Annotated in this window: 11 protein-coding genes; 9 read left to right on the top strand and 2 right to left on the bottom strand. The window is 33.3% G+C overall.

The window, feature by feature from the left end:
* Positions 1–178 precede the first annotated feature (178 nt).
* Positions 179–898, top strand: a complete 720-nt coding sequence (locus EV697_RS08170; RefSeq protein ID WP_132024511.1) for an MgtC/SapB family protein — start codon at positions 179–181, stop codon at positions 896–898.
* Between the two features lie 57 nt (positions 899–955).
* Here the strand turns inward: EV697_RS08170 and EV697_RS08165 are convergent, their stop codons facing one another.
* Positions 956–1,417 (bottom strand): DMT family transporter, encoded by a 462-nt coding sequence (locus tag EV697_RS08165; RefSeq protein ID WP_132024509.1) that lies wholly within the window; start codon positions 1,415–1,417, stop codon positions 956–958.
* 182 nt (positions 1,418–1,599) lie between these two features.
* Here EV697_RS08165 and EV697_RS08160 point away from each other — a divergent pair, with 182 nt between their 5' ends.
* The 8 genes from EV697_RS08160 to rfaC all read left to right on the top strand — a co-directional run bounded on the left by EV697_RS08160 (position 1,600) and on the right by rfaC (position 11,300).
* Entirely contained in the window at positions 1,600–1,857 is a 258-nt protein-coding gene (locus EV697_RS08160) for an oxaloacetate decarboxylase subunit gamma (RefSeq protein WP_132024507.1), read from the top strand.
* A gap of 17 nt (positions 1,858–1,874) precedes the next feature.
* Entirely contained in the window at positions 1,875–3,680 is a 1,806-nt protein-coding gene (gene oadA / locus EV697_RS08155; RefSeq protein ID WP_132024505.1) for a sodium-extruding oxaloacetate decarboxylase subunit alpha, read from the top strand.
* Positions 3,681–3,689: 9 nt separating this feature from the next.
* Positions 3,690–4,994 (top strand): sodium ion-translocating decarboxylase subunit beta, encoded by a 1,305-nt coding sequence (locus tag EV697_RS08150; RefSeq protein WP_132024503.1) that lies wholly within the window; start codon positions 3,690–3,692, stop codon positions 4,992–4,994.
* Positions 4,995–5,318: 324 nt separating this feature from the next.
* Positions 5,319–5,528, top strand: coding sequence for a transcription antiterminator/RNA stability regulator CspE (gene cspE / locus EV697_RS08145; RefSeq protein WP_132024501.1), 210 nt, complete (start codon positions 5,319–5,321; stop codon positions 5,526–5,528).
* Between the two features lie 216 nt (positions 5,529–5,744).
* Positions 5,745–7,493, top strand: a complete 1,749-nt coding sequence (locus EV697_RS08140; protein ID WP_132024499.1) for an ABC transporter ATP-binding protein/permease — start codon at positions 5,745–5,747, stop codon at positions 7,491–7,493.
* On the top strand, positions 7,486–9,144 hold the full coding sequence (locus EV697_RS08135; protein WP_132024497.1) for an amino acid ABC transporter ATP-binding/permease protein: 1,659 nt from the start codon (positions 7,486–7,488) through the stop codon (positions 9,142–9,144). Before EV697_RS08140 ends, EV697_RS08135 begins: the two co-directional genes overlap by 8 nt.
* A gap of 150 nt (positions 9,145–9,294) precedes the next feature.
* On the top strand, positions 9,295–10,335 hold the full coding sequence (gene waaF, locus EV697_RS08130; RefSeq protein ID WP_132024495.1) for a lipopolysaccharide heptosyltransferase II: 1,041 nt from the start codon (positions 9,295–9,297) through the stop codon (positions 10,333–10,335).
* Entirely contained in the window at positions 10,332–11,300 is a 969-nt protein-coding gene (gene rfaC, locus EV697_RS08125; protein WP_132024493.1) for a lipopolysaccharide heptosyltransferase RfaC, read from the top strand. The genes waaF and rfaC overlap by 4 nt, the downstream gene beginning before the upstream one ends.
* Positions 11,301–11,322: 22 nt before the next feature.
* Here the strand turns inward: rfaC and EV697_RS08120 are convergent, their stop codons facing one another.
* Positions 11,323–12,354, bottom strand: a complete 1,032-nt coding sequence (locus EV697_RS08120; protein ID WP_132024696.1) for an O-antigen ligase family protein — start codon at positions 12,352–12,354, stop codon at positions 11,323–11,325.
* Between the last annotated feature and the right edge of the window lie 263 nt (positions 12,355–12,617).

Genomic DNA, 12,617 nt, shown 5'->3' with positions numbered 1-12,617 from the left:
TATCTCAATAATAATTAAAGTGGCTAATTCTACAAAAAATAACCATAAATTGCGACATTTATCATATTATCTCTAAATAAATTCATTGATAAAAAATAAACAAGATTGATTAATTCGCCTAGCGAAAAAAAATACGACTGATACAATGGATAAAAATTTTACGATACAGAGATACAAGATGTTAAACATTAATTATTGGCTTGATTACTTAATTCATAGTGAAAATATTTATATTCTAATGAAAATGTTTTTTGCAATGACATTAGGTGGGATTATTGGTTTAGAAAGGGAGTTAAAGCATAAGCCCGTAGGTATAAAAACTTGTATTATTATTGCTGTAACAACTTGCATATTAACCATAGTATCCATTAAATCGGCAGAACATTATGCTCAAGTATCAGAAAATATACGAACTGACCCAATGCGTTTAGCTGCTCAAGTTATCAGTGGCATTGGTTTTCTTGGTGCGGGTGTTATTTTACGAAAAACTAATGATGCAATATCAGGTTTAACCACAGCTGCCATTATTTGGGCTGCCGCAGGTGTTGGAATTGCAACTGGTGCAGGATTCTTTTTTGATGCCTTCATTGCAACAATTATCATATTAATGGCAATTAGAATTAGCCCGAGAATCCGTAAATTGGTGAGAAGTGGGAAAAAATCAACGAATAAAAGCAAAATTATATTACATATTGAAACACCATTATTAATTAGCGAGATAATATCAATTCTAACGGAAAATAATTACTTGATAGAAAATATATCCATTAAGGATCAAACTAATAATAATTTAAAATTAACCATAAAATGTAACATATCAAGTAAAGCAATGATTCAAGGGGTTTATACATTATTAAGGGAAAAATCCGGTGTACTCAGTATTGATTTAGAAAACTAGGTAAATTTAACAAAATACGACCGCACTTCTGCTTAATCTCAACATAAAAAAATGGTTTTATATAAACCATTTTTTCCCAAAAAAGAAAATAGCTAGTCCTAATGCAACAGTAAAAAACCCCAATAATTGCCATAAATCCATTGGGCGTTTTGGCATACCTATCAACCCAAAATGATCAATAACCAAAGCACCAATTAGCTGACCAATAATAATGAAAAATAACATATTAGTAATACCCATTTTGGGTGCTAAAAAAATTGTTGCAATAACTGCAAATGCACCAAGAACACCGCCAATTAATTTCCACCAAGATTGTCTTGGGAAATGTTGAAATGTAGAAATGAAATCGACCTTAATTAAACATATAATTAACAATACAATGGTTCCAACTAAAAAAGACATCAGGGCAGCAACAATCGGTTGATTTAAAAAAGTACTTGCTAATTGACTATTTATTGCTGACTGAGTAGCAAAAGCAAGCCCCGCAAAAAAAGCGATAAAAATAAAAGAAATAAGCATAAATAACCTAAAATAAAGAAAATAAATGTTATTTTACTATACTATCCGAATAAAAAAAGATTATCATTGTGTTGTTGCACAATCAAATAGCTAGCTACAACGTGATCTAGTTCAATTATTTTTTTATTAAAAAGAGGTAATATATCTCCTGTTATTTTCAAATACTAGAGGAAAAAATAACAATGACAAATGCACAACTAATGCAAGAAGGCATAAATTTAATGATCTCAGGTATGGGATTTGTTTTAGTTTTTTTGCTTATATTGATCTTTGCAATAGGATTAATGTCAAAAATAATTAATCAATATTTCCCAGAGCCAATCTCGCCGACTCCTACAGCTAAACCAACACAGTCTATAGTAGAAAATGACGTAGATCACTTACGTCCAATTATAGTTGCTGCAATAGCTCATCATCGTCGCCAAAAAGGCCTTAACTAATTTATTTGGAGAAAACAATGACTACTCAACCTAAAAAAATAGCAATTACCGATGTTGTTTTAAGAGATGCACATCAATCGCTCTTTGCGACAAGATTACGTTTAGATGATATGCTACCTATTGCTGCAGAGTTAGATAAGATCGGCTACTGGTCGTTAGAAGCATGGGGAGGCGCAACCTTTGATGCTTGTATTCGTTTTTTAGGCGAAGATCCTTGGGTTCGTTTAAGAGAATTAAAAAAAGCCATTCCAAATACCCCGCTACAAATGTTACTACGTGGTCAAAACTTGTTAGGCTATCGTCATTATGCTGATGATGTTGTAGATCGCTTTGTAGAACGTGCTGTAACCAATGGTATGTCGGTATTCCGTGTCTTTGATGCGATGAATGATCCAAGAAATATGCAACAAGCATTAAAAGCTGTTCGCAAAAATGGTGCTCATGCACAAGGAACATTAAGCTACACCACAAGTCCTGTTCATACATTAGAAACTTGGTTAGATGTGACCGAACAATTACTTGAAATTGGAGTTGACTCTATCGCTATTAAAGATATGTCTGGTATCTTAACTCCAGTTGAAGCTTATAAATTAGTGAGTGAAATCAAAAAACGCTATGATATACGTCTTCATTTACATTGCCATGCAACCACGGGACTTTCTGAAATGACCTTGTTAAAAGCAATTGAGGCTGGCATTGATAATGTTGATACTGCAATTTCATCTATGAGTGGTACTTATGGACACCCTGCGACAGAATCTATTGTTGCCGCATTACAAAACACACAATACGATACCGAATTAAATATTTCTGAAATTGAAAAAATATCAGCTTATTTCCGTGAAGTCCGTAAAAAATATCATAAATTTGAAGGTCAACTAAAAGGTGTTGATAGTCGTATTTTAGTTGCTCAAGTTCCAGGTGGAATGCTTACAAACTTAGAAAGCCAATTAAAACAACAAAATGCAACGGATAAATTAGATCTTGTTTTACAAGAAATTCCTAAAGTGCGTGAAGATTTAGGTTATATTCCATTAGTTACCCCGACCTCTCAAATTGTTGGGACTCAAGCAGTAATTAACGTATTAATGGGTGAGCGCTATAAAACTATCGCTAAAGAAACAGCTGGTATTCTAAAAGGGGAATATGGGCGTACACCAGCACCAGTAAACGTTGAATTACAAGCCAAAGTGCTAAATGGAGAACAACCAATTACTGATCGACCAGCAAACCATTTAGAGCCCGAAATGGATAAATTAGTCGCAGAAGTAAAACAAACAGCTAAAGAAAAAGGTATTACATTATCTGAAAACGAGATTGACGACGTATTAATCATGGCATTATTCCCACAAGTTGGATTAAAATTCTTAGAAAACCGTGGTAATCCAGATGCCTTTGAACCAGCTCCAACCATTCAAAAACAAGAAGCTAAACCGACAACACCAACAAAAGCACCAGTAGCAACGAGTGGAGCTTCAGTTTATACAGTAGAACTAGAAGGTAAAGCCTTTGTAGTGAAAGTGAGTGAAGGTGGTGATATTAGTAATATTACACCAGTTACAACACCAACGGTAACACAACCAACTGCCGCTACCTCTCCAGCAGCGAATACCATACCAGTTACCGCGCCAATGGCGGGTAATATTTGGAAAGTTGTAGCAACAGAAGGGCAAAAAGTCGCAGAAGGTGATGTATTATTAATTCTAGAAGCAATGAAAATGGAAACAGAAATTCGTGCGTCACAAGCTGGTACAGTACAAAATATAACTGTAAAAGCTGGAGACGCAGTGGCTGTAGGTGACACGTTACTGACTCTTGCATAGGTGGCAATTATGGAAAGTATATTCTCGTTAATACGAGGAATGGGCATAATGCATATTGAACTAGGACAAGCAATTATGATTGCTGTTAGTTTAGTATTATTATGGCTTGCCATTGCTCGAAAATTTGAACCATTGTTGCTTTTACCCATAGGATTTGGTGGCTTATTATCCAATATTCCTGAAGCAGGTCTGGCAATGACTGCCTTAGATAATTTATTGCATAGTGGCTCGGCAGAACAAATTGCGATTATTGCAGGAAAACTTGGCGCTATAGCCGATCCCATTGCAATAAAACATGCACTTAATAACGCAGTACCTTCATTGCAAAATGAATTGGAAGTGCTTGCTGGCGATATGGGATATAATTCTGGCGTCTTAGCACTATTTTACAAAGTTGCTATCGGTTATGGAGTTGCTCCTTTAATTATCTTTATGGGAGTGGGCGCAATGACAGATTTCGGTCCTTTGCTTGCGAATCCGAAAACACTACTTTTAGGTGCTGCCGCACAATTTGGAATATTCGCCACCGTTTTAGGTGCATTGGGATTAAACTGGCTGGGTATTATTGATTTTACTTTACCACAAGCAGCTGCAATAGGAATTATTGGTGGTGCTGATGGTCCAACAGCCATTTATCTTGCAAGTAAACTTGCCCCAGAACTACTAGGCGCAATTGCAGTAGCGGCTTACTCTTACATGGCATTAGTCCCCCTAATTCAACCGCCAATAATGAAAGCACTAACATCAGTAGAAGAACGAAAAATCAAAATGGTACAATTGCGTACTGTAAGCAATCGTGAAAAAATCTTATTTCCTATTGTACTATTGGTTTTAGTTGCACTCTTACTTCCTGATGCAGCCCCATTACTTGGTATGTTCTGCTTTGGAAACTTAATGCGCGTAAGTGGTGTTGTTGAACGCTTAAACGATACCGCACAAAATGCCCTAATCAATATCGTTACTATTTTCTTAGGACTTTCTGTCGGTGCAAAATTAGTGGCTGATAAATTCCTACAACCACAAACATTAGGTATTCTACTATTAGGCGTCATTGCATTTGGTATCGGAACAGCAAGTGGAATTTTAATGGCTAAATTATTAAATCGCTTTTCTAAGAATCCTGTTAATCCTCTTATTGGCGCAGCTGGAGTATCGGCCGTGCCGATGGCAGCGAGAGTAGCGAATAAAGTCGGCTTAGAGGCGGATCATCAAAACTTTTTATTAATGCATGCAATGGGACCAAATGTTGCAGGTGTTATAGGCTCTGCCATAGCAGCAGGTGTAATGTTAAGATATATTTCAGGAATAATGTAGTTTCTTAGCGACTTTATCTAAATAAAACTTTAAAAAGAGTGTTTAATATGAATATATTAGAACACTCTTTTTTTTATTAAAAATCTCTGGGATAAAATAAATATAAAATAAAGTTTGCTTTATTTTATTATACGTGTTCTAATAACTAACAGCTAAAGCAGTTTAGATAAGTTCGTTATTTAAAGTTCTTCCTCGTTTTACAAGTTTTAAATTTGTTCTTGAAAGTACTCGCAATATCATCTCTATTTAAAATTCTAATTATTAGCACTATCACTTGAAATTTTTCAAGTACAAATTAAGATTTAATTATATAAGGAAGACAACATGTCTAAATTAAACGGTTCAGTAAAATGGTTCAACTCTGATAAAGGTTTTGGTTTCATCACTCCAGAAGATGGCGGTAAAGATTTATTCGTTCATTTTTCAGGTATTATCGGTGACAACTACAGAACTTTAAATGAAGGTGATCGCGTAGAATATAATGTACAAGATTCACAACGTGGACCTGCCGCTATTGATGTTATGGTTATCTAGACCTAAACAATAGAATTCTTAAGAACGCACTTACTATAAAATGTAAGTGCGTTTTTTTATCTCTAAAGCCAACCAAAACACTAAACAAGAATTATTTTTATTTGAAATAAGTTCTAGTTAACTATATCATTTACTCTTCTACTAAAATATATTGATAATTTATCCACTAACTTATTTTATCTTTAATATAAATATAAAATTTGGGAGTAAGATTCTATGATGATAGATAAACGTCTTATTAATACAGTTTCTAATAGTAAAAAATGGATCGCTATTAATGTACTATGGAACTGGATAGCATTGATTGGTGGTATTATTAGTGCAGTTATTTTTGCATACAGCTTGCAACAAGCTTTTTATCATACCTTAAACTTATCAAGTGCGGTCTTTTTTTTGGTTATTTTATTGCTTTCTCTTGCATTAAGAGCATTCGCAGGTAAAAAAGCAGTTCAAGCTTCTTACAAAGCTAGTACACAAGTTAAACATCAACTTCGTACATTGATTTATCAAAAAATCTCATCAATGCCTTTAAATCAAGTTAATCAACAATCTACTTCTTCAATTATTCAGGTTGCATCAGAAGGAGTAGAACAACTTGAAATTTATTTTGGACGTTATTTACCGCAACTATTTTATAGCTTACTTGCTCCCCTTACCCTTTTCATTTTTCTTGTATTTTTTAATGCACCAACGGCAATTATTTTACTTATTTGTGTACCACTTATTCCAATGTCAATTATTGCGGTGAATAAAATAGCCAAACGCTTACTAAAAAAATATTGGGCAATTTATGTAGGGTTGGGTAGTAGCTTTTTAGATAATTTACAAGGATTAGTAACTTTAAAAATTTATCAAGATGATGCTTATAAAGCAAAACAAATGGATATTGAAGCAGAAAACTTTCGTACTATTACCATGAAAGTTCTCACCATGCAATTAAACTCCGTTTCACTTATGGATTTATTAGCTTATGGTGGTGCTGCAATAGGTATTATTACTGCATTATTACAATTCCAAAATGATGGCATAACAATTTTTGGCGTGATTTTATTTATTTTACTTTCATCAGAATTTTTTATTCCATTACGCTTACTCGGCTCTTTCTTTCACGTAGCAATGAATGGTAAAGCAGCCTCTGAAAAAATCTTTACATTATTAGATGCACCAGTAGAAGAAAATAAAAGTGCGGTAGATTTTTTAAACGAAAATGAAATAGCAATTAGAATTGAAAACTTACAATTTGCTTATTCTTCAGAAAAAATAGCCATTAGTGACTTAAGCCTAGATATAAAACCTAGAAACTTAACCGTTTTTGTTGGTAAAAGTGGTTGTGGAAAATCAACATTAGTGTCTTTATTAATGGGATTTAATCAAGCTCAACAAGGAAAAATTCTATTTAATAAACAAGAATTAACTCAAATTAATCGTCATTCTTTCTATAAAACAGTCTCTCTTGTTAGCCACAATAGCTATATTTTTAAAGGTACATTACGAGAAAACATGTTAATGGCTCAAGTTAATGCAACTGACGAGCAAATTTATCAAGTATTAGAAGAAGTAAACCTAGGTAATTTTGTTCGCCAGAATGGTGATTTAGAAATGAAACTACTCAGTCGTGGTAGTAATTTATCTGGTGGTCAAATCCAACGTTTAGCTTTAGCTAGAGCCTTATTACACAATGCTCAAGTATATATTTTTGATGAGGCCACTAGCAACATTGATATTGAGAGCGAAGAAATCATTCTTGGGTTTATACAACGTTTAAAAATAGAAAAAACTATCATTATGATTTCACATCGCCTTGCCAATGCCGTTTCAGCTGATCAGATTTATGTTTTAGATAAAGGACAGGTAGCAGAGCACGGTACCCATACACAGCTTATGGAACAAAATGGAATTTATGAGAATATGTTCAGTCAACAAAAAGAATTAGAAAATATCAGAAAAGGGGGAAGCCATGCGTAAAAATGGTTTTGTCATTATGTGGCAACTAATGAAATTGGTTACACCACTTGCTCATATCATGGCATTTACAATTATTATGGGCGTATTAGGCTTTCTTTCAGCTATTTTCATTATGGTTCTTGGTGCTATGGGCTTGATTGATCTTTTGAATCTTCCAACACATCTCAGTTTTTCAACAATTTTGACCGCACTTGTAGTGCTTGCTGTAGCTCGTGGTATTTTACGTTACCTTGAACAAATGTCAGGGCATTATATTGCCTTTAAATTACTAGCACTATTACGAGATAAAGTATTTACCTCTTTAAGAAAACTAGCATTTGTAAAATTACAAGGAAAACAATCTGGGCAACTTTTATCTCTAGTTACCAATGATATTGAATTATTAGAAGTTTTTTATGCTCATACCATCGCCCCCGTAATGATTGCAATCTTAACTTCGTTAATTTTATTAACTGTATTTAGCCATATTTCCCTATGGTTAGCTTTTATTGCACTTTTAGCCTATCTTACTATTGGCTTTCTACTACCTGTTTTTACCACAAAAATGGCTAGAGAAGATGGACGCCAATACCGTGAATTAGTGGGTGAAATGAATGATTATTTTCTTGATAGTATTCGAGGAATGAAAGAAATTCAGTTATTTGGTAATGAAAATGAACGTTTAAAAGAAATCAATCAACGTAGTGAAAATATTGATAAAGCCTTTTTAAAAATTAAATTACAAGAAGGGAAAGTACGTTCCTATACAGAAATTGCGGTTTCGATTTTTAATATTCTTATTCTATTCATTGGCTTAATTTTATTTTACTATCAACAAATTAACTTTACAGGCTTGCTTCTTTCTGTGATCTTATTAATGTCTAGCTATGGTCCTGTCATTGCTTTAAGTAATTTATCTAATAATCTGTTACAAACCCTAGCAAGCGGAGAACGTGTTCTAAGTTTACTTTCAGAATTACCTGATTTAGAAGATGTTGAAAATGGTCAGAATTTGAAAAGTGCGGATCAAATTATCGTAGAAAATATTAGTTTTGCTTATGAAAATGAAGCAATCCTTTCTCATCTTTCGTTTACCTTAAATAAAGGACAAATTCTTGGTATTCATGGACGTAGCGGTAGTGGGAAAAGTACATTGCTCAAATTATTGATGCGTTTTTATGATCCTCAAGAAGGAAATATTAAAATTGGTGGTATTGATTTAAAACTGATCAATACCCATAATTTACGCGAAAACATAGCTTATATTACCCAGCAAACTTATATTTTCAATGAAAGTATCTATGAAAATATCATCATGGCAAACCGTCAAGCAACGAAAGAGCAAGTCGTAGAAGCTGCGAAAAAAGCCTCTATTCATGAGTTTATTATGAGCTTACCTGAGGGCTACGATACAAAAGTAACAGAATTAGGGAATAGCTTATCGGACGGAGAAAAACAACGTATCGGTATTGCTCGAGCCTTTTTACACAATGCACCAATTATTTTACTTGATGAGCCTACAAGTAACCTAGACAGCTTAAATGAGGCGATTATTTTACAATCGCTGTTAACAGAGAAAGCAAATAAAATAATTATTTTAGTCAGCCATAGGAATTCTACAATGGCAATTTGTGATCAGGTTATTAAAATTGAAAATGGTAGAGTATCGTAAATAGAGCTTATTATGATAAAAAACTGCTCTTCATTTTAAAAATTAAATAACATATTTAACTTTTTAACGATCAAGTAACTATTGAGTGTGATAGTTACTTTTTTTTGGTTATAATCGACCTTATTAATAATTGACAGTACTATTAAAATAATGAATATCTTAATTATTGGACCTTCTTGGGTTGGTGATATGATAATGTCCCACAGCCTATATCAAGTACTAAAACAACAATACCCACATTGTGAAATTGATGTACTCGCACCTAACTGGTGTAAACCCTTATTAGCTCGTATGCCAGAAATCCGCAAAGCATTAACCATGCCAATTGGACATGGTACTTTTGGCTTAATGGAACGTTATAAAATAGGTAAAAGTTTACGTAATCAATATGATATGGCGATTGTTCTCCCTAACTCATTAAAATCTGCTTTTATTCCTACTTTTGCGAAAATCCCTATTCGTCGAGGATGGAAAGGAGAAAGTCGCTACGGTTTCTTAAATGATCTGCGTAGTAATAAAAATGATTATCCAATGATGGTACAACGTTATATTGCCTTAGGTTTTGAAAAAAGTGCGGTACCAAATTCGGAAGATTTAACTATACCCGCCCCCTATTTGATATTGGATAAACAAGAAATAGAAAATACTAAAAACTATTTTTCGGAACAACTTCAACTAACAAATAATCGCCTCGCTATTGGATTTTGTCCTGGTGCTGAATTTGGTCCAGCAAAACGCTGGCCACATTACCATTATGGAAAATTAGCTCAATTATTAATAGAAAAAGGTTATAGCATACGATTATTTGGTTCTGAAAAAGATCATCAAGTTGCTGAGGCTATTCGCCTTAGCCTAGCAAACGAGTTACAGTCATATTGTATCAATCTTGCGGGGCAAACCTCATTAAATCAAGCGGTAGATTTAATTGGTGATTGTCGTGCAGTTGTAACCAATGATAGTGGATTAATGCATGTTACTGCGGCATTAAAATGCCCTTTAGTGGCGCTATATGGACCGACAAGCCCTCAATATACCCCTCCATTATCAGATACCGCAGAAATTATCCGACTAATCAAAGGGGGATTAATAAAAGTACGAAAAGGACAAGATAGTCAAGAAGGTTACCATCAAAGTTTAATTGATATTACGCCTGAAATGGTAATGGAAAAACTTGAGAAATTAATTCTATGAACATTTGTTTAATCAAAACATCATCAATGGGAGATATTATTCACACGCTTCCTGCTCTCACTGATGCGAAAAATGCAATACCTAATCTACGAGTAGATTGGGTTGTAGAAGAAAATTTCACCGAAATTCCTCTTTGGCATAGTCTTCAAAATGCTGGGATCGTTAATCAAGTTATTCCTATTGCTTTACGCCGTTGGCGGAAAAAAATTTTTTCTGTAAATACAAAAAATGAGTGGAAAAACTACCGCACTTTGATTCAGCAACAACAATATGATGTAATTATTGATGCACAAGGATTAATTAAAAGTGCTTTATTTGCCACAAGGTTAGCACAGGGGAAAAAATATGGTTACGATAGGCATTGTGCTAGAGAACCCTTAGCTAGTTGCTTCTATCAAAAAAAATTTTATATTGATTATCAACAGCACGCTGTTGAACGAATTAGACAACTTTTTGCATCAAGCCTGAATTATATAAAACCAAATACGGCGGCAGATTATGGAATTCTCAATCAATTTCAACAAGCTAATATTGAACAGCCCCCCTATATTATGTTTATTCATGCGACAACACGTGAAGATAAACATTGGCAGAATACTAAATGGAAAGAATTAGCCCAAAATATTACCGCACTTGGTTTTCATATAAAACTTCCTTGGGGAAATGAGCAGGAAAAACAACAAGCAAACTTAATTGCAGAAAAAATAGAAAATACTCATGTATTAAATAAATTAACGCTCACTCAACTAGCTTATGAAATCGCTAATGCTCAAGCAATCATTTCAGTTGACACGGGATTAGCACATTTAGCAGCCGCATTAGATAAAACAAATATTACTCTTTACGGTGCAACAGATCCCCAATTAATAGGTACATACGGAAAAAACCAAATTCATTTAAAAAAAGAAAAAATGGAACTGATTAGTGTTAATGAAGTATTTAATCTGTTGAAAGAAATATTATAAGGGGAATATTCCCCTAATTTATTCAGTTATTTTCTGACTTTAAATTTAATGTTTTTATCATTGCATAAAATACAATAATTAAAAAGAAATAAAAAATATTCCCTGAGTTATGCGTAAAAAATCCTTGACTAAGATTGTAGAACATCACTGATGAAATATGCACAATTCCTAATATTACCACACTACGTATTTCTAAATTATGAGACTTTGAGCTTTTTATAAAAAACCAGAGTGGCATAAGTAAAATGCCTAATAACGCCAATAATCCTAAAACTCCTCGTTTTGATAGATCATCTAAATATTGATTATGGGCATGATCAAATCTTGCGACTGTCGGATGAATAATTTTCTCTTTTGCTTGTTGCTTACGTTTTTCAATGACCCCCTGCTGCCCCCAACCTAATATAGGTTTTTCTTTCGCCATTAGAACAGCACTTTTCCACATTTCAAAACGAGCCCCCAAAGAAGTATTCGCTCTATCCTTCTCAAAATAAGCAACCATTTCATTCTTAGCTAAATTAATCCTTGATATAACCTGTGTCTTTGGTATTAACGATATACTAACAACAGAAATAATCATTAAACTACCAATAATAATAAAAAATCTTTTAGATAAAGTTTTTCTATATGTAAATAAAATAAACCCAATAATAAAAGGTGAGCCAATCCAACCGCCTCTTGCGGTAGATAAAAAACTACCTAACATACCAAACAAAGTAGCAATAAGGCAAAATACTGTAAAACGATATTCTTTTTTTGATAGAAAATAAAGTGCAATTACCAAAGAAAACATTCCTAAAGACATAGCTATATCCCCTCCTTGAATAGCCATAATTCTAGGAGAGAAAGCTCTAGGGACATTTAAATAAAATCGATCATACAATGCTACTAGCCCCACAATGACAGAGCCAATAGGAATACTATAAAGTAAAACTTTAAAACGGATTTGATACTGGTAAAACAACAGTAACAATGGGAGAAGTAGAATTAAACGACTTGGATTATCTAATTCACTTGCGTTTCCTCTATGAACAATAAAAGATAGAAGAAACATTCCAAAATAAAAAAGATAGCTAAAAATTAATAATTTTTCATTAGTATCAATAAGATATTTTTTCTTTTTTATCAAAAAAATTAAATAGCCTGAACCAATTACTATAAGCCTGATCTTATATATATTAATAAGGTTAATAATTTTTATATTAACAATACCTAAAACCACAAAAGCTCCAATAAGGAGCTTTTATCTAATTAATCTAAAATCTTATTTGATTTAGATAACAGCAACATCAATTGCTGCAGGACCACGTTGTGAAT

Source organism: Bisgaardia hudsonensis, assembly GCF_004345785.1.
GTDB classification, from domain to species: domain Bacteria; phylum Pseudomonadota; class Gammaproteobacteria; order Enterobacterales; family Pasteurellaceae; genus Bisgaardia; species Bisgaardia hudsonensis.
This window is presented reverse-complemented; position numbering and strand designations above follow the sequence as displayed.